The organism is Mycobacterium helveticum (genome assembly GCF_007714205.1).
GTDB lineage: Bacteria > Actinomycetota > Actinomycetes > Mycobacteriales > Mycobacteriaceae > Mycobacterium > Mycobacterium helveticum.
Window position 1 is genome coordinate 1 of the sequence record NZ_VMQU01000064.1, and the last position, 16,142, is coordinate 16,142.

The window sequence follows — 16,142 nt, forward strand, 5'->3', positions numbered from 1 at the left end:
AGGGGAACGATGAGCGCGCTACGCGCGAAGAGTGCACCGAATCGTCGGGCAATGAGGGGAACGATGAGCGCGCTACGCGCGAAGAGTGCACCGAATCGTCGGGCAATGAGGGGAACGATGAGCGCGCTACGTGCGACCCGCCACCGCTCCTGGCAGGGCCTGGCGTTGGGCATGGCCGCGCTGGTGCTGAGTTCGTGCGGCTGGAAAGGGATTTCCAACGTGGCGATCCCGGGTGGTCCGGGCACCGGGCCGAACTCCTACACCGTGTACGTGCAGATGCCCAACACGCTGGCAATCAACGGCAACAGCAAGGTGATGGTCGCCGACGTCTACGTCGGGTCCATCCGCGCGATCCAGCTGAAGAACTGGGTGGCCACCCTGACACTGGGTATCGACAAGAGCGTCAAGCTGCCCAAGAACACCACCGCCAAGATCGGGCAGACCTCCCTGCTGGGCTCCCAGCACGTGGAGCTGGCCACGCCGCCGAACCCGTCGTCGCAGCTGCTCAAGGACGGCGACACCATCCCGCTCAAGCACTCGTCGGCGTTTCCCACCACCGAGCAGACGCTGGCCAGCCTGGCGCTGATCCTGCGCGGGGGCGGCATCCCGAACCTGGAGGTGCTGCAGAACGAGGTCTACAACATCTTCAACGGGCGCGGCGACCAGATCCGTTCGTTCCTGGGCAAGTTGGACACCTTCACCACCCAGCTCGACGAACAGCGTCACGACATCACCCACGCGATCGACTCGACGAACCGGCTGCTGGCCTACGTGGCCGGGCGCGCCGACGTCCTCGACCGGGTGCTGACCGACGTCCCGCCGCTGCTCAAGCATTTCGCCGACACCAAGGACCTGCTGATCAACGCCACCGACGCGGTGGGACGGCTCAGCCAGTCCGCCAACCAGTACCTCTCGGAGGCGCGCGGGCCGCTGCACACCGACCTGCAGGCGCTGCAATGCCCGCTCAAGGAGCTGGGACGGGGCTCGCCGTACCTGATCGGCGCGCTGAAGCTGATCCTGACCCAGCCGTTCGACATCGAAACGGTGCCCAAGCTGTTCCGCGGCGACTACCTCAACATCTCGCTGACGCTGGACCTGACCTACAGCGCCATCGACAACGCGTTCCTCACCGGAACCGGGCTGTCGGGATCGCTGCGTGCGCTCGAGCAGTCGTTCGGGCGCGATCCCGAGACGATGATCCCCGACGTCCGCTACACGCCGAACCCGAACGACGCGCCCGGCGGGCCGCTGGTGGAGAGGGGGGACCGGAATTGCTGACTCCCTTCGTCAAACGCCAGCTGGTCGCGTTCGGGATCATGACGGTGATCTCGTTGCTGGTGCTGGGCGTCTACTACCTGCAGATCCCGAGCCTGGTCGGCATCGGCCGGTACACGCTGCAAGCCGACCTACCCTCCTCGGGTGGGTTGTATCCCACGGCCAACGTGACCTATCGCGGCATCACGATCGGCAAGGTCACCGACGTCGAGCCCACCGAGCGGGGCGCCCACGCGACGATGAGCATCGACAGTCGCTACAAGATCCCGGTCGACGCGGTCGCCAAGGTGCACTCGGTGTCGGCGGTCGGTGAGCAGTACCTGGACCTCGTGTCGACCGGTCACCCCGGCAAGTACCTCGCGCCCGGGCAGACGATCACCAAGGGCACCGTGCCGGCCGCAATCGGGCCGGCGCTGGACACCGCCTACAAGGGCCTGGCCGCGCTGCCCAAGGACAAGATCAGCCAGCTGCTCGACGAGACCGCGCAGTCGGTCGGCGGCCTCGGCCCGGCCCTGCAGCGGCTGGTCGACTCCACCCAGGCGATCGTCGGAGACTTCAAGACCAACGTCGCCGACGTCAACGACATCATCCAGAACTCCGGGCCGCTGATCGACAGCCAGGTCAAGTCCGGGGACGCGATCGAGCGCTGGGCACACAACCTGAACAAGCTGGCCGCGCAGACCGCCCAGCAGGATCAGAGCCTGCGCAGCGTGTTGCGCCAGGCGGCGCCCACCGCTGATCAGGTCAACGAGGTCTTCGGCGACGTCCGGGAGTCGCTACCCCAGACGCTGGCCAACCTGGAGGTCGTGTTCGACCTGCTCAAGCGCTACCACGCCGGCGTGGAGCAGGTGTTGGTGTTCCTGCCGCAGGGCGCGTCGATCGCCCAGGCGGTCGCCGCGCCGAACCCCGGCATGGCCGACCTGGACCTGGCGTTGTCGATCAACCAACCACCCCCGTGCCTGACCGGTTTCATCCCGGCGTCGCAATGGCGGTCCCCGGCCGACACCAGCCTGCAGCCGCTGCCGTCGGGCACGTACTGCAAGATCCCGATGGACACGCCGGCCAACAGCGTGCGCGGTTCGCGCAACATCCCGTGTGTCGACGTGCCCGGCAAGCGGGCCGCCACGCCCCGGGAATGCCGCGATCCCAAGCCCTACGTCCCCGCGGGAACCAACCCCTGGTACGGCGACCCCAACCAGACCCTGACCTGCCCCGCGCCCTCGGCCCGCTGCGACCAGCCGGTCAAACCGGGCATGGTGATCCCGGCACCGACGGTCAACAACGGCCTGAACCCGGCGCCGTCGGACCACGTAGCCGGAACGCCCCCGCCCACCAGTGACCCGCTGACGCGGCCCGGGACCGGTTCGGTGGAGTGCAACGGGCAGCAGCCCAATCCGTGCGTCTACACTCCGGGCGGGCCGCCCTCGGCGGTCTACAGTCCCCAGAGCGGCGAACTGGTAGGACCCGACGGTGTCAAGTATTCCGTCGAAAACTCGACCAAAACAGGAGACGACGGATGGAAGGAGATGCTGGCGCCGGCCGGCTGAACCCCACCGAGGCAGATGATTCGTCGCGCACCCAGGAGATGACCGGGGACTCCCCGGAATCCGAGGCTCCCGATGTTCCCGAGGCCGCTGCGGGCGGCCCCGGGACGACGTCCGCAGACACGGCCGCGGCCGTCGACGATCGGGTGCCGCGCGGCCCGTCCCGGCTGGGGCGCGGCTGGGCGCTCGGCATCGTCGCGGCGCTGCTGCTGTGCGCCGGCGCCGTCGGGGCCGGCGGCTACGTCGCGTTGCGTTTCCACCGGGACGCCCTGGCCATCGCCCGCGGGGACGCCGCGGCGCTGAAGGCGGCGGTGGATTGCGTGTCCGCGACGCAGGCGCCGGACTCCGGCGCGATGGCCGCGAGCGAGCAGAAGATCCTCGACTGCGGCACCGACGACTTCCGTTCGCAGGCCCTGCTGTACGCCAGCATGCTGGTACAGGCGTATCAGGCCGCGAACGTACACCTGCAGGTGTCGGACGTGCGGGCGGCGGTCGAGCGCAACAACAACGACGGCTCGGTCGACGTGCTGGTCGCGCTGCGCGTCAAGGTCGCCACCGACCAGACGCAGAACGAGACCGGCTACCGGCTGCGGGCGAAGATGGCGCTGTCCGACGGCCAGTACAGGATCTCCAAACTCGACCCGGTGACCAAGTGACGGTGGTGGTCGAGGAAACTCCCACCGCGGCAGTGCCACCGGCCGCTGCGTTGGCGCCGTGGCACATTCGCGCATGTGCGTTCGCGGTGGACGTCCTTCCGGGGGCCGCCGTGACGACGACGTCGGCGTTGGTGGCGTTCACCGTCCGTCAGCATCCCGTCTGGTGGTGGGTGTGGGTGTCGGTCGGGGGGTTGGCAATCCTGGCGGCGTTGGCCAACCGGTGGGTGCTGCCGGCCGTCACCGGCTGGAGCCTGGGCCGGGGCGTGTGCGGGATCGCGGTGGCACACCGGGACGGCGGCATGCCGGGAGCGTGGGGGCTGCTGCTGCGCGACCTGGCCCACCTGCTCGACTCGGCCTCGGTGGTGGGATGGCTGTGGCCGCTGTGGGATTCCGGGCGCCGCACGTTCGCCGACATGTTGCTGCGCACCGAAGTGCGGCACGCCGAAACGGATCGGCGCCGGCTGCGGCGATGGACCGCGGCGGTGGTGCTCACCGCGGCGGCCGTGTGCCTGGCGGGGTCGGCGGCCGGCTATGCGCTGGTGTACTCCCGTGAACGCGCGACCGATCAGACCGTCGCGCAGGTCGCGATACAGGGGCCGAAGATCGTCGCGCAGATGCTGACCTACGACCCGAAATCGCTGAACGACGACTTCGCGCGCGCCCGTTCGCTGGCCACCGACAGCTACCGGGGCAAGCTCGCAAAGCAGCAGGAGGTCGTGGAGAAGGGCCACCCCGTCATCAACGAATACTGGGTGACCGACAGTTCGATCCAGTCGGCGAGCCCGAACCGGGCGACGATGCTGCTGTTCATGCAGGGCCGCCGCGGCGCGAGCCCGAACGAGCGGTACATCACCGCGACGCTTCGGGTGAGTTTCGCCAGGGGCGGGGGAGACTGGCGCGTCGACGACCTCACCGTGCTGACCAAACCCAAGCCGCCCGGGGGCCAAAAGTGAGTCCGCGGAAGAGGTTTCAGCCCGGCGAGGCGCCGCTGCTGGTGGGGCGGCCGGTGCCGGGTCCGCAGCCGCGGGGTTTACCGCTGGCCGCCGCGGCCGCCGCGTTGGTGACAGCGGCGGCGATCGCGGTGTGCAGCCTGATGCTGGTCTCCCACGAACGCCACGAGCGCGCCGCATCCAGGGACCGCGCGGTGCTCGGCTACGTCACCGGGTTCATGACGCAGTTCACCTCCATCGATCCCTTCCACGCCAACGACTACGTGACGCGGATACTGGCCCAGGCGACCGGGGACTTCGCCAAGCAGTACAAGGCGAACGCGAACAACATCCTGCTGCAGGTGGCCCGCGCGGAACCGGCCAGCGGCACCGTGCTGGATGCCGGCGTGGAACGCTGGAACGACGACGGCAGCGCCAACGTGATGGTGGCCACCGCGGTGACCTCCAAGAGCCCGGATGAGAAGCAAGTGATCGAGAACACGAACCGTTGGACGGCAACCGCGACGCAGGAAGGAAATCAGTGGAAGATCAGCAACCTGGCACAGGTGATCTGACCGCCGCTGCGGGCGGTGCGGGCGGTGACGAAACCGCCGCTGTGGCAACACAAGCCGTGACCGAGCCGGCGGCCCCCGACGGGGACGCCGGCGAGACCGCCGCCGAGGAGTCCGCCGAGACTGCGACGGCCCCCGAAGACGGCCCCGTCCGGACCAGGCGGCCGGCCGGAAAGCGCCTCGCCGTCGCCGTCGCGGTCGCGGCGTCGCTGTTCGTGGGATCCGCGGCGTTCGCCGGTGCGGCGGTGCAGCCGTATCTGGTCGACCGCGCCGCCGCCGCGACGAAGCTCGACGTGGCGCGGTCCGCGGCCAATGCGATCACCACGCTGTGGACTTACACGCCGGAGAACATGAACACCCTCGCCGATCGTGCGGCGGGCTATCTCAGCGGCGATTTCGAAGCTCAGTACCGCAAGTTCGTCGACGCGATCGTGGCCCCCAACAAGCAGGCCAAGATCACCAACAGCACCGAGGTCACCGGCGCGGCGGTCGAATCGCTGGATGGTCCCAACGCCGTGGTCATCGTCTACACGAACACCACGTCGACCAGTCCGCTGACCAAGAACATCCCCGCGCTGAAGTACCTGTCCTACCGGCTGTTCATGAAACGCGCCAACGGGCGCTGGCGGGTAACCAGGATGACGACCATCACCTCGCTGGACCTCACACCGCACGTGTAGCGCGGCACCTCAGTTGAACGCGAGCCAGCTGGGCAGCGCCCGCTCGTGGGAGTCGCACAGCACCTGCCGGGTGTCGCAGGAGCCCCGCGGCGAACCCGCGCCCGCCCACATGCCCCCGGTGTCGCGGCGCAGCACGATGGCCGACGACCCGCCGCCGTCGAGCAGCACCGCCGATTCGCTGCCCAGCCCGCGGAACAGGTCCTGCATGTTGTCCGGCGTGTAGCTGCCGCCCTCGAAGACGTACATCTCGTCCTTCTGCCGGGCGTAGGCCAGTGCCGTGCGCGCCGCACTGGGGCCGCCGTCGTTCAGCTGCCCGGTGTTGCCGGGGGCCAGCAGCCCGATCCCGGACACCGCGACGAACTTCTCGTTCTTGTTGAGCAGGTCCTGGACGACGGGGGTGGCGGCGTCGTAGTCCTGTTTGGTCCTGGGCCACACGACGTAGGGAGCGCCGCCGGTGGGCATGATCATCGTCGTCAGCGCGCTCCACGCCTCGCCCCCGCCCGACAGGCCCTGTTTGCCGGGGTAGGTCGCGGTACCGGTGACCGCCTGGTTGGCGCGGCCCTGGCCGTGCGTGTTGTCGACGAAGGCGCCCAGCGGGGAGCTGCATCCGGTCTGGCGCCATGACCCCGCCAGCTGCGGGCGCACGTCGAAGAAGTTCGCGTTGATCGCGATCGTCGGCTGCCCCATGCGCTGCCAGGCGTTGAGCGGGGTGTACAGCTCGGACGCCTGCCACAACCCCTCGTGCGTGCGGGCGCCCGGTTTGTGTTCGCAGCGCGCCTGGACGCCCTGGTGGGTGTCGACGAGCAGGTGCGGCGCCAGCCGCGCGGACGCGTTCTTGATGATCATCAGGTGCCCGCCGTTGTTCATCTCGTACCAGTTGCCGGCGGCGTTGAGCATCGGCGCGGGGTGACCGGCGCCGAAGTTGTAGACCAGGTAGGTGCCCTTGGTGGCGTTGATGGCGTTGGCCAGCAGATCGCGCCCGTCGGCGGCGTGCGCGACGGGCTGTCCCGTGGTGGCGGCCGCCATGGCGCACGCTACCGCGGCGGCGCCCAAGACCGCCAGTCGGCGCAGGCTGCCGGTCGGTGTCAGCACGGTAGCCCTTTCGGCCCTGAGGTGAACGTCGGCCCTGGGTGAACGTCGGCCCTGGGTGAACGTCGGCCCTGGGTGAACGTCGGCCCTGGGTGAACGTCGGCCCTGAGTGAACGTCGGCCCTGAGTGAACGTCGGCCCTGAGTGAACGTCGGCCCTGAGTGAACGTCGGCACTGACAGCATCGGCCACGCGGGCCGCACTGTCAACTTAAGTCACGCGCGGGTGACGGTTGGGTAGCGCGCGAATTACATTTGCCCGCTTGATCTTTCGGGTTCCTCTTTCCCCCCGCCGCCCGGCACGCCCGCCTGCTTGTCCTCGCGGGGCCGTTGCCGCGTCTGGTGCTGGGCCTGATGTTCCACGGCGATCGCCATCTCCGCCGCCCCGTGGATACGGTGAAAGCCCTGGCGGTCGTAGAGGTGGGTCACGACACCGCCCAGCAGCAAGCCGATGGCCAGGCCGATCGCGGTCATCCACAAAGCTTGGGCCAGACCGGCTTCGGTGTTACCGGCAAGATACAGCAGCGACCGCGTGCCCAAAAACACCTGGTGCATCGGCTCGAACTCGGCCAGCCACCGGAAAAACGGCGGCACCGCCTCCAGTGGGACCGTGGCGCCGGCCGACGGCAACCCGAGGAACACGAAGATCAACAGGCCGACCAGCAGGCCGATCGTCCCCAGCGCCGAGAGCAACGACGTCGACGTGATGCCCACCGCGGCGATCGCGAACGCCCCATACGCCCACAGTTGCCAGCCGAGCTCGATCGGCATGCCGAGACCATGGGCGATCGCCAGGTAGGCCGCCGAGGTGAGCAGCGCCAATAGCACCATGATGCCCCACTTGACCAGCAGGGTCTGGAACCGCGAGATCTTGACCTGCTCGGCGAAGCGATACACCGGCCCGAACTCGGCCGGCACGTAGCCGAGCAGCGCATCCACCAGGGTGTTGACCACGATGCTGCCGGTGAAACCGGCCAGCAGCAGCAGCAGCGCATAGTAGAACGCCGACAGCCCGTTGCCGGTGCCGTTCGGCAGCGGGTGGTAGACGGCCGACTTGATGTCGATCGGTGTCGCGAGGCCCACCGCCGAGGCCCCGGTCAGCGGCGTGCCACCGGCCTGGGCCGTCACTTCGGCCGTAAGCCGTTGACCCACTTGGCCTTCCACGACACCCATTGCCATGGTCAGGGTTTGGTTGGCGATGCTGGCGCCCAGCGTGCCCGCGCGCGGGTTGGTCGAGATGGTGATCACCGGCCGGGTCGCGTGGGTGGGCATGAGCGCGCTGGCCCCGTATTCGCGCAGGCTCGAGGAGAAGGTCGGCGGTATGCGCACCTCGCCGTACACCTGGGCCCGGTCCAGTTGCCGCACGGCCTCGTTCTTGGACAGCACCCGGACCGTGAACTTCTGCTTGTCCAGCCCCGCGACCAGCCCGTCGGCGATCTGGGCGCCCGCCGGGCCGGCATCCTCGTTGACCACCGCGATCGGGAAGTGCCGCAGGTTGGTCGTGGGATTCAGGATGCCGCCGAGGTAGAGCGCGCACAGCGCCGACATCAGCGCCAGCGTGATCAGCAGCGGTGCCAGCCAGAACCGCACGGTCCGAATCGCCTTGATGTTCCGGTTGGGGTTCGGCGCCGCGTGCTTGGCCTGCGATTGAGACATGTGGGCTCCCGTCCGTCGTGCCCACTCTAAGTCAGGACACGCCGATCGTGAGCAGTCGCTGCGCATGGCGCAGTGCGTCGTTGAGCGTTGCCAGGGTCCGCCCGGTGGGGCGCCCGAGGTGGATCTCGATCCGGCACTCCGGCCGGCCCCGCTGCCCGAAGGCCGGCAACACGACGAATTCCGTTGCAGGAAAAATGTTTCGAGCATATCGGTGACCGACTCGCCATCGGCGTGGTCACCCGTGCCGTCGGCTCCAGCGACGCCAGCACGTCGGCGAGCCCGCGGTGCAAGGCTTGGTGCGCGTCGTCGAAGCGCCGCGCGGCGTGGCCGCGGGTGCGGATGTCCGCGAGTACCCGTTGGTGCTCGGCGATTTCGGCGCGACAGAACCGCGGCAGTACCCGCTGCAGCCAGGACCGGACGAACTCGTCGTCCCGCCAGGCAATCGCCACCAGCCCGAACAGGCCGCCGCCGCACGTCACCATCCCCCCGAAGGACCTGGGCTGCGGGCCGGCGACCGGCCGTGGCGTCTCCCGTGTCGAGATCGAGGGCTCCCGACCATGCGGTGCGAGTTCGAGACGGGCACGCGCAGCGCCGGCGCCTCCCGGGTGGTCAACGCGATCCCCGCGGTGTGCGCGGCCGCCGGCGGACGGCCGCCTTCTCTAACCCGGGTACGTCGCGGCGGCCAGCCGCAGGATCTCGTCGCGGTCGGCGGCCAGCACGAACCCCGAGTCGATCGCACCGTCCAGCGCCGCGGTGAAGCTCACGAGGTACTGGCCGGCCCCGCCCGGGTACAGCCGTCGCAGCGTGGCGGCGTCGAACGGCTCCCCCGAGCCGAAGATCGCCGCCATGACACTCTCCTGACCCCCCGTACCGGAGGTCCGCGCGGTCGGCACGTCCACCCAGGGGGTCCGCACGCCGCCGAGCGCGAGCCCGTGGGCGTCCAGAACCGGCGCCGGCGGATCGGTTCCACCCACCTCGATGGGCGGGGCGGCCGGTGCCGGCCGGCCGGTCCGCACCCAGGTGTTCAGGGCATCCAGCGCCGCCTGCACGACGTAATGGTGTTGCGGCGCGAAGTTGATGTAATGCTCGAGCTGTTGGCCCATCAGCACGCGGGTCGGGGCATAGGCCGCCACGAGGTCGTCGAGCGGTGCGCTGCCACTGTCGATCGGGGCCACCTGGATCGTGTAGTTGTCGGCATGGGCGGCGCCGGGGATCTCCCAGACCCGCAGCCGCTCGTTGCCGGGCTGGCGTGCGAAGTAATAGCCGTGCCGCACGCCACCGAAAAGGTCGGTCTCGGTGATGATCGTGACGACCGGGACGCGCAGATCGCTGCGGAACCGGGACGCTTCCAGACCCCCGGAGTCCTCGAAGATCGAGCCGCCGTCCAGCGGCGCGGCGGGCCCGAACCGCGAGTGCACCAGAAAGCCGTCGTAGGCGCGGGCGAGCGGGTCGACGGCGTTGACGTAGGTCGTCAGGAACATGGCCGACTGGGACTCGCCCACGGCGATCAGGTGGCGGGCGCCGAGCCCCCGCAGCACGCCGTCGGGACCGTCGTCGGCGAGGAGCCCGGCGACCTGGGAGAAGATGTCGTAGGAGAAGGCGTCGCCGGGGTGATGCAGGGATGCGTACCGCCGCGGATCCTGGTTTTTCAGCGACATGTCGGCGCCGAGCAGGTTGGCACCGCCCTCGACCCCCACCCGCTGGGCCGACACCGCGACGTAGCCGTATCCCGCGCGGACGATTTCGCGGTGCGTCATCATCCACACGGCCGGCGCGTCGATGCCGCCGCTCACATTGAGCCATTCGACCAGCACCGTGCCGTTGAACCGGGCCGGGTCGGCCGGCGTCACCACCACGATCCGGGTGGTGTAATCGGCTGTCTCGCAGGCAGTGACGCTCCACCGGCCGTCCGGGCCCAGCGGGGCGGTCGGAATGTAGCCGGAGGCCGTTCCGGAGACGAAGAACTCCTCCGCCGCACAGCCCACGTCGCCGATGGCGAAGGCCCCCAACAGCAACAGCGGCTTACCGGGCACGGGTGTGGCGCGGGGGAGATCGGTCATCGGCACTCCGGTTTTCAGGGCGAAGGTTTTCAGGGCGAAGGTTTCAGGGCGAAGGTTTCAGGGCGAAGGTTTCAGGGCGAGCCGGGCAACCCTAATCTCGCGAACGGCTCGTCGCCGAAGAGCGAGCGCGTTGGTGGCGACGCGGTGCGCAAGCGGTTCCCGGCGGTACGGCTCGGCGTGGGCGGAGGAGTATTCCGTGAGCGGCCTCACCCGCACGAGCCTAACGGCTCGCCGGCCCGCGAGGCGCGCCCGGAGCCATTACGCTGCCCGTAATGGTTACCACCCGCTCCGAACATGATTTCGACGGCATTGGGGGCGTGCGCATCGTCTACGACGTGTGGACGCCGGACGCTCCACCGCGGGCGGTGGTCGTGCTCTCGCACGGTCTCGGCGAGCACGCCCGCCGCTATGACCACGTCGCGCGGTGTTTCGGCGACGCCGGCCTGGTCACCTATGCGCTCGACCACCGGGGCCACGGCCGCTCGGGCGGCAAGCGGGTGCTGGTGCGCGACATCTCCGAGTACACCGGCGACTTCGACACGCTGGTGCGCATCGCGACCCGGGAGCACCCGGGCCTCGCGTGCGTCGTGCTCGGGCACAGCATGGGCGGCGCGATCGTGTTCGCCTACGGGGTCGAACGCCCGGACAACTACGACCTGATGGTCCTGTCGGGCCCGGCGGTCGCGGCCCAGGATCAGCTGTCGCCACTGCTGGTGCTGGCCGCCAAGGTGCTCGGCGTCCTCGTGCCCGGCCTGCCGGTGCAGGAACTCGACGTCGACGCCATCTCCCGCGACCCGGCGGTGGTGGCGGCCTACAAGGACGATCCGCTGGTCTACCACGGGAAGGTCCCGGCCGGGATCGGCCGGGCGCTGGTGCAGGTCGGCGCGACCATGCCGCAGCGCGCGCCCGCGCTGACCGCGCCGCTGCTGGTGGTGCACGGTTCCGAGGACCGGCTGATCCCCGTCGCCGGCAGTCGCCGCCTGGTCGAGTGCGCGGGCTCGGCCGATGTCGAGTTGAAGGTGTATCCGGGGCTGTACCACGAGGTCTTCAACGAACCGGAGCGCGACCAGGTCCTCGGCGACGTGGTCTCCTGGATTCTGCAGCGGCTGTGAGCGGTCGTCAACGGAATGTCGCACGGCTGCCGTAGTTTGGCGCCTATGACCCGCGCAGCCGACGATGCAGAGCGAAGCGATGAGGTGGGGGCACCTCCCAGCCGCGAAGCGGCGAGGGGGAGAGCGGCGCCTATGACCCGCGCAGCCGACGATGCAGAGCGAAGCGATGAGGAGGAGCGGCGCCTATGACCGACGACAAGATGCTGGCCCGCATCGCCGCCCTGCTGCGCCAGGCCGAAGGCACCGACAACCCGCACGAGGCCGAGGCGTTCATGGGCGCTGCGCAACGGCTGGCGACGGCCGCGTCCATCGACCTGGCGGTGGCGCGCTCGCATGCGGGAGACCGCTCGGCCGCGCAGGCGCCGACCCAGCGGACCATCACCATCGGTACGGCGGGCACCCGGGGGCTGCGGACCTACGTGCAGTTGTTCGTGGGGATCGCGGCAGCCAACGACGTGCGCTGCGACGTGGCGTCGAACTCGACGTTCCTCTATGCCTACGGCTTCGCCGAGGACATCGACGCCACCCACGCCCTCTACGCCAGCCTGGTCGTCCAGATGGTGCGGGCCTCGGACGCCTATCTGGCCTCGGGCGCGCACCGGCCCACCCCGACCATCACCGCCCGGCTCAACTTTCAGCTGGCCTTCGGGGCCCGGGTCGGCCAGCGCCTGGCCGAGGCCCGCCAGGAGGCCCGCCGGGCGGCCACCGAGGACCGCCGACGCGCGCCGGGCACCGCTGTCGCATTGCGGGACAAGGAGATCGAGCTCCGCGATCACTACCGCAGCGCATCGAGAGCGCGCGGCACGTGGCGGGCCACCAGCGCGGCGGCCGGCTACTCGTCGGCGGCGCGGCGCGCCGGTGACCACGCCGGGCGGCGGGCGCGGCTGGCGGACACCGCCGAACTGCCGGGGGCGCGGACCGCGTTGGGCCGGTGAGCGCGGCGGATGCCCCGCGGGACTCCCAGCGCGCCAGGGTGTACGCGGCCGAGGAGTTCGTCCGCACGTTGTTCGACCGCGCCGCCGAGCACGGGTCGCCGGCGGTGGAGTTCTTCGGCACGCAGTTGACGCTGCCGCCGGAGGGCCGATTCGGCGCGGTGGCCGCCGTGCAGCGCTACGTTGACGAGGTGCTTGCGTTACCGGCGGTGCGGCGGCGGTGGCCGGACGTGGCGCCGCTGAGGGTGCGGGCACGCCGGGCCGCCACCGCGGCGCATTACGAAAGCCGCGACGGCGCGGGCGTGATCGCGGTTCCGGACCGCGACACCGCCGACTGGGCGCTGCGCGAGCTGGTGGTGCTCCACGAGGTCGCCCACCACCTGTGCGGGGCGCGGCCGCCGCACGGTCCGGAGTTCGTCGCGACCAGCTGCGCGCTGGCCGAGCTGGTGATGGGGCCCGAGGCGGGCCACGTGCTGCGCGTCGTCTACGCCAAAGAGGGCGTGCGGTGAGCGACCCGGACCTGCGGGCCCGCGAGGTCGAGGCCCGGATGACCGACGATGAGCGGTTCTCGCTGCTGGTGGGCGTGATGGGCGCCGGGGAGATGTGGCCGCCGCGCGACGAGCGCATCCCCCGGGACGTGCCGATGAGCGCCGGCTACGTGCCGGGAGTGCCCCGCCTCGGCGTCCCGGCGCTGCGGATGAGCGACGCCGGCCTCGGTGTCACCAACCCCGGTTACCGGCCGGGGGACACCGCCACGGCCCTGCCGGCCGGGCTGGCGCTGGCCGCCACGTTCGACCCGGCGCTCGCCCGCGCGTCCGGCGAGGTGATCGGCCGGGAGGCGCGCAGCCGCGGGTTCAACGTGCAGCTGGCCGGGGCGATGAACCTCGCCCGCGACCCGCGCAATGGCCGCAACTTCGAATACTTTTCCGAGGACCCGCTGTTGACCGCGACGATGGCCGCCGAATCGGTCAACGGGATACAGCAGCAGGGCGTCATCTCGACGGTCAAGCACTACTCGCTGAACTGCAACGAGACCAACCGGCACTGGCTCGACGCGGTCATCGATCCCGCCGCCCACCGCGAATCCGACCTGCTGGCCTTCGAGATCGCCATCGAGCGGTCGCAGCCGGGCGCGGTGATGACCGCCTACAACAAGGTCAACGGCGAGTACGCCGCCGCCAATGACACGTTGATCAACCGCGTGCTCAAAGGCGCCTGGGGATACCGCGGTTGGGTCATGTCCGACTGGGGCGGCACGCCGGGCTGGGAATGCGCGCTGGGCGGGCTCGACCAGGAGAGCGGTGCGCAAATCGACGTGCTGCTGTGGGGGTCCGAAGCGTTCGGCGACCGGCTGCGGGCGGCGTTGGCCGCCGGCGAGTTGCCCCGAGAACGCCTGTCCGACATGGTGCGGCGCATCCTTCGTTCGATGTTCGCCGTCGGGATCGACGACCGGGCCGTTCTCGCCGCACCGGATATGGCCGCGCACAACGAGATTGCGCTGCGCATCGCCCGCCAGGGCATCGTGCTGCTGACCAACCGCGGGGCGCTGCCCCTGGCGCCCGACCCCGGCTCCATCGCCGTGATCGGGGGGTTTGCGCAGCTGGGTGTGGCGGCCGGTTACGGGTCGAGCGCCGTCGTCCCACCGGGCGGCTACGCGAGCGTGATCCCCATCGGCGGTACGGGCCTGGAGGCCGGCTTCCGCAACCTGTACCTGCATCCGTCGAGCCCGCTCGCGGAGCTGCGCAACCGATTCCCGCACGCGCGCGTCGAGTTCGATCCCGGCGTCAGCCCGGCGGAGGCGGTGCTGGCCGCGCAGCGGGCCGACGTCGCGATCGTGTTCGCGGTCCGCGCCGAGGGGGAGGGCTTCGACGGCGCCGACCTGTCACTGCCGTGGGGTCAGGACGCGCTGATCGGTGCCGTGGCCGCGGCCAACCCGAACACCGTCGTGGTGCTGCAGACCGGCAACCCGGTGGCGATGCCCTGGGGGGAGTCGGTGAACGCGATCGTGCAGGCCTGGTATCCGGGCCAGGCCGGTGGCCGGGCCATCGTGGAAATCCTTGCCGGACAAGTTAACCCGTCGGGCCGACTGCCGATCACCTTCCCGGCCGGGCTGGACCAGACACCGCGCCCGGAGCTGCCCGGGCTCGGCGCCGAGTGGGGGACGGCCACCACGATCGACTACGCCGAAGGCGCTGAGGTCGGCTACCGCTGGTTCGCCCGGACGGGCCAGGCCCCGATTTTCGCCTTCGGACACGGCTTGTCCTACACCGATTTCGAGTACCGCGCTCTGGTGGTCGGCGGCGGCGACGGCCGCATCACTGCCGCATTCGACGTCGTGAACGTCGGCGACCGCGCCGGTGCCGACACCCCGCAGCTGTATCTGACCGCCGCGGCCGGCGGGCAATGCCTGCGGTTGTTGGGTTTTCACCGGGTCGAGCTCGAACCCGGGGCCTCCTGCCGCGTGTCCGTCGAGGCCGACCCGCGGCTGCTCGCCCGCTATGACGGTGCCGCCACAAGCTGGCGTATCGCACCCGGCGCCTACGCGGTGGCGGTGGGGGCCTCGGCCGCCGAGCTGCGGCTGACCGCCACCGTCGAGCTCGCCGGCCGCACGTTCGGGCGATGACCGGGCGGGCCGGGACCCGAACGTACGACCGGTGGTGCCGGAGCTACTCGACGGGCACCAGCTCGTCGCCGCAGGTGCAGCGGTAGGACTCGCCGGCACCCGAGCAGTGGCAGGGAGCCTCGATGCGGACGCGGCAGCCGCAGCCCTGGTGGCCACAGGTCAACAAGGTTCCCGCTTCGTAGCTGGTCATGATGAATCACTCCTTGATGTCGTGGACTTCTCGTGCCGTCCTACACTGTATACCCCATGCGGGTATCTGAAAACCGTGCTGCCCGAATTGCCTGGTGCCCGGCCGGGCCGGTGCGGACACGGGACGCATCCGATTACCGTTGGCGGCATGAGTCCAAGACCCACTCCCCGCGACGTCGACGAATTCCTCGACACCACAATGGTTGGCGACGATCCGGCCCTGGCCGCGGCGCAACAGGCCGCCAGCGCGGCCGGCCTGCCACCGATTGCCGTCTCCGCGCAGCAAGGCAAATTCCTGAGCCTGCTGGCCGGTGCGGTCGGCGCCCGGCGGATCCTCGAGATCGGCACCCTGGGCGGGTACAGCACCATCTGGCTGGCACGGGGGGCCGGCCCCCGGGGGCGGGTGGTCACCCTGGAATACGAGCCGAGGCACGCCGAGGTCGCACGCGCCAACGTGCAGCGCGCCGGCGTCGGCGACCGGGTCGAGGTGCTGGTCGGGGCGGCGCTGGACACGCTGCCGACACTCACCGGCGACCCGTTCGACCTGGTGTTCATCGACGCCGACAAGGAGAACAACGTCGCCTATCTGGAGTGGGCGGTCAAGCTTGCCCGCCCCGGCGCGGTCATCGTGGTGGACAACGTGATTCGTGAGGGTCAAATCCTGGATCCGGAGGCCGCGGACGCCGCGGCGGAGGCGTCCCGCCGGACGCTGCAACTGATGGGCGAGCACCCCCGGCTCGACACCGCGGTGATCCAGACGGTCGGGGCGAAATACTGGGACGGCTTCGCGCTCGCGCTGGTTCGCTGATCGGCGCCGCGGGGGCGCGT

General features: G+C 70.2%; 15 protein-coding genes and 2 pseudogenes. 12 read left to right on the forward strand and 5 right to left on the reverse strand.

What is annotated here, in order from left to right; genetic code table 11:
* The first annotated feature begins 117 nt into the window (after positions 1–117).
* The 6 genes from FPZ47_RS15570 to FPZ47_RS15595 are packed head-to-tail and all read left to right on the forward strand — an operon-like array spanning position 118 to position 5,656.
* Positions 118–1,278: a virulence factor Mce family protein gene (locus FPZ47_RS15570; protein ID WP_144951768.1), complete on the forward strand. Its 1,161-nt coding sequence runs from the start codon at positions 118–120 to the stop codon at positions 1,276–1,278.
* On the forward strand, positions 1,272–2,822 hold the full coding sequence (locus FPZ47_RS15575) for a virulence factor Mce family protein (RefSeq protein ID WP_144951767.1): 1,551 nt from the start codon (positions 1,272–1,274) through the stop codon (positions 2,820–2,822). The genes FPZ47_RS15570 and FPZ47_RS15575 overlap by 7 nt, the downstream gene beginning before the upstream one ends.
* Positions 2,792–3,475, forward strand: a complete 684-nt coding sequence (locus FPZ47_RS15580; RefSeq protein ID WP_144951765.1) for an Mce protein — start codon at positions 2,792–2,794, stop codon at positions 3,473–3,475. The genes FPZ47_RS15575 and FPZ47_RS15580 overlap by 31 nt, the downstream gene beginning before the upstream one ends.
* Entirely contained in the window at positions 3,472–4,428 is a 957-nt protein-coding gene (locus tag FPZ47_RS15585; protein ID WP_144951763.1) for an RDD family protein, read from the forward strand. The genes FPZ47_RS15580 and FPZ47_RS15585 overlap by 4 nt, the downstream gene beginning before the upstream one ends.
* Positions 4,425–4,979 (forward strand): mammalian cell entry protein, encoded by a 555-nt coding sequence (locus tag FPZ47_RS15590; RefSeq protein ID WP_144951761.1) that lies wholly within the window; start codon positions 4,425–4,427, stop codon positions 4,977–4,979. The genes FPZ47_RS15585 and FPZ47_RS15590 overlap by 4 nt, the downstream gene beginning before the upstream one ends.
* 56 nt (positions 4,980–5,035) lie before the next feature.
* The gene (locus tag FPZ47_RS15595; protein ID WP_425461789.1) at positions 5,036–5,656 is read left to right on the forward strand and encodes an Mce protein; all 621 of its coding nucleotides are present in this window, start codon (positions 5,036–5,038) and stop codon (positions 5,654–5,656) included.
* A 9-nt stretch (positions 5,657–5,665) separates the two neighbouring features.
* On the opposite strand, the gene FPZ47_RS15600 is transcribed toward FPZ47_RS15595, so the two are convergent.
* The 3 genes and pseudogenes from FPZ47_RS15600 to FPZ47_RS29510 all read right to left on the reverse strand — a co-directional run.
* Positions 5,666–6,748, reverse strand: coding sequence for a phosphodiester glycosidase family protein (locus tag FPZ47_RS15600; RefSeq protein ID WP_144951757.1), 1,083 nt, complete (start codon positions 6,746–6,748; stop codon positions 5,666–5,668).
* Between the two features lie 243 nt (positions 6,749–6,991).
* Positions 6,992–8,398, reverse strand: a complete 1,407-nt coding sequence (locus FPZ47_RS15605) for a YhgE/Pip domain-containing protein (RefSeq protein ID WP_144953676.1) — start codon at positions 8,396–8,398, stop codon at positions 6,992–6,994.
* 31 nt (positions 8,399–8,429) lie between these two features.
* Positions 8,430–8,856 (reverse strand): annotated as a pseudogene (locus FPZ47_RS29510) (MarR family transcriptional regulator); the annotation flags it as partial.
* Here FPZ47_RS29510 and FPZ47_RS29515 point away from each other — a divergent pair.
* Positions 8,849–9,045, forward strand: a pseudogene (locus FPZ47_RS29515) (NAD(P)H-dependent amine dehydrogenase family protein); the annotation flags it as partial. The pseudogenes FPZ47_RS29510 and FPZ47_RS29515 overlap by 8 nt on opposite strands.
* A gap of 12 nt (positions 9,046–9,057) precedes the next feature.
* Here the strand turns inward: FPZ47_RS29515 and FPZ47_RS15615 are convergent.
* Positions 9,058–10,458, reverse strand: coding sequence for an alpha/beta hydrolase domain-containing protein (locus tag FPZ47_RS15615; protein ID WP_144953673.1), 1,401 nt, complete (start codon positions 10,456–10,458; stop codon positions 9,058–9,060).
* 272 nt (positions 10,459–10,730) lie between these two features.
* Here FPZ47_RS15615 and FPZ47_RS15620 point away from each other — a divergent pair, with 272 nt between their 5' ends.
* The 4 genes from FPZ47_RS15620 to FPZ47_RS15640 all read left to right on the forward strand — a co-directional run bounded on the left by FPZ47_RS15620 (position 10,731) and on the right by FPZ47_RS15640 (position 15,125).
* A complete protein-coding gene (locus tag FPZ47_RS15620) occupies positions 10,731–11,570 on the forward strand; it encodes an alpha/beta hydrolase (protein ID WP_144953671.1) in 840 nt (279 codons plus the stop codon).
* 185 nt (positions 11,571–11,755) lie between these two features.
* Positions 11,756–12,505: a DUF2786 domain-containing protein gene (locus FPZ47_RS15630; protein WP_144953669.1), complete on the forward strand. Its 750-nt coding sequence runs from the start codon at positions 11,756–11,758 to the stop codon at positions 12,503–12,505.
* A complete protein-coding gene (locus tag FPZ47_RS15635) occupies positions 12,502–13,011 on the forward strand; it encodes a TIGR04338 family metallohydrolase (protein ID WP_144953667.1) in 510 nt (169 codons plus the stop codon). The genes FPZ47_RS15630 and FPZ47_RS15635 overlap by 4 nt, the downstream gene beginning before the upstream one ends.
* The gene (locus tag FPZ47_RS15640; protein ID WP_210419919.1) at positions 13,008–15,125 is read left to right on the forward strand and encodes a beta-glucosidase; all 2,118 of its coding nucleotides are present in this window, start codon (positions 13,008–13,010) and stop codon (positions 15,123–15,125) included. Before FPZ47_RS15635 ends, FPZ47_RS15640 begins: the two co-directional genes overlap by 4 nt.
* A 43-nt stretch (positions 15,126–15,168) precedes the next feature.
* Here the strand turns inward: FPZ47_RS15640 and mymT are convergent, their stop codons facing one another.
* Positions 15,169–15,315, reverse strand: a complete 147-nt coding sequence (gene mymT / locus FPZ47_RS15645; protein WP_144953665.1) for a copper-binding metallothionein MymT — start codon at positions 15,313–15,315, stop codon at positions 15,169–15,171.
* Positions 15,316–15,462: 147 nt separating this feature from the next.
* On the opposite strand from mymT, the gene FPZ47_RS15650 reads away from it, so the two are divergent.
* Positions 15,463–16,122 (forward strand): O-methyltransferase, encoded by a 660-nt coding sequence (locus FPZ47_RS15650; RefSeq protein WP_144953662.1) that lies wholly within the window; start codon positions 15,463–15,465, stop codon positions 16,120–16,122.
* The last annotated feature ends 20 nt before the right edge of the window (positions 16,123–16,142 follow it).

Coding starts and splice junctions, on each gene's coding strand:
- FPZ47_RS15650 (WP_144953662.1), top strand. CDS start 15,463: ATGAGTCCAAGACCCACTCCCCGCGACGTCGACGAATTCCTCGACACC.
- FPZ47_RS15605 (WP_144953676.1), bottom strand. CDS start 8,398: ATGTCTCAATCGCAGGCCAAGCACGCGGCGCCGAACCCCAACCGGAAC.
- FPZ47_RS15620 (WP_144953671.1), top strand. CDS start 10,731: ATGGTTACCACCCGCTCCGAACATGATTTCGACGGCATTGGGGGCGTG.
- FPZ47_RS15570 (WP_144951768.1), top strand. CDS start 118: ATGAGCGCGCTACGTGCGACCCGCCACCGCTCCTGGCAGGGCCTGGCG.
- FPZ47_RS15630 (WP_144953669.1), top strand. CDS start 11,756: ATGACCGACGACAAGATGCTGGCCCGCATCGCCGCCCTGCTGCGCCAG.
- FPZ47_RS15580 (WP_144951765.1), top strand. CDS start 2,792: ATGGAAGGAGATGCTGGCGCCGGCCGGCTGAACCCCACCGAGGCAGAT.
- FPZ47_RS15615 (WP_144953673.1), bottom strand. CDS start 10,458: ATGACCGATCTCCCCCGCGCCACACCCGTGCCCGGTAAGCCGCTGTTG.
- mymT (WP_144953665.1), bottom strand. CDS start 15,315: ATGACCAGCTACGAAGCGGGAACCTTGTTGACCTGTGGCCACCAGGGC.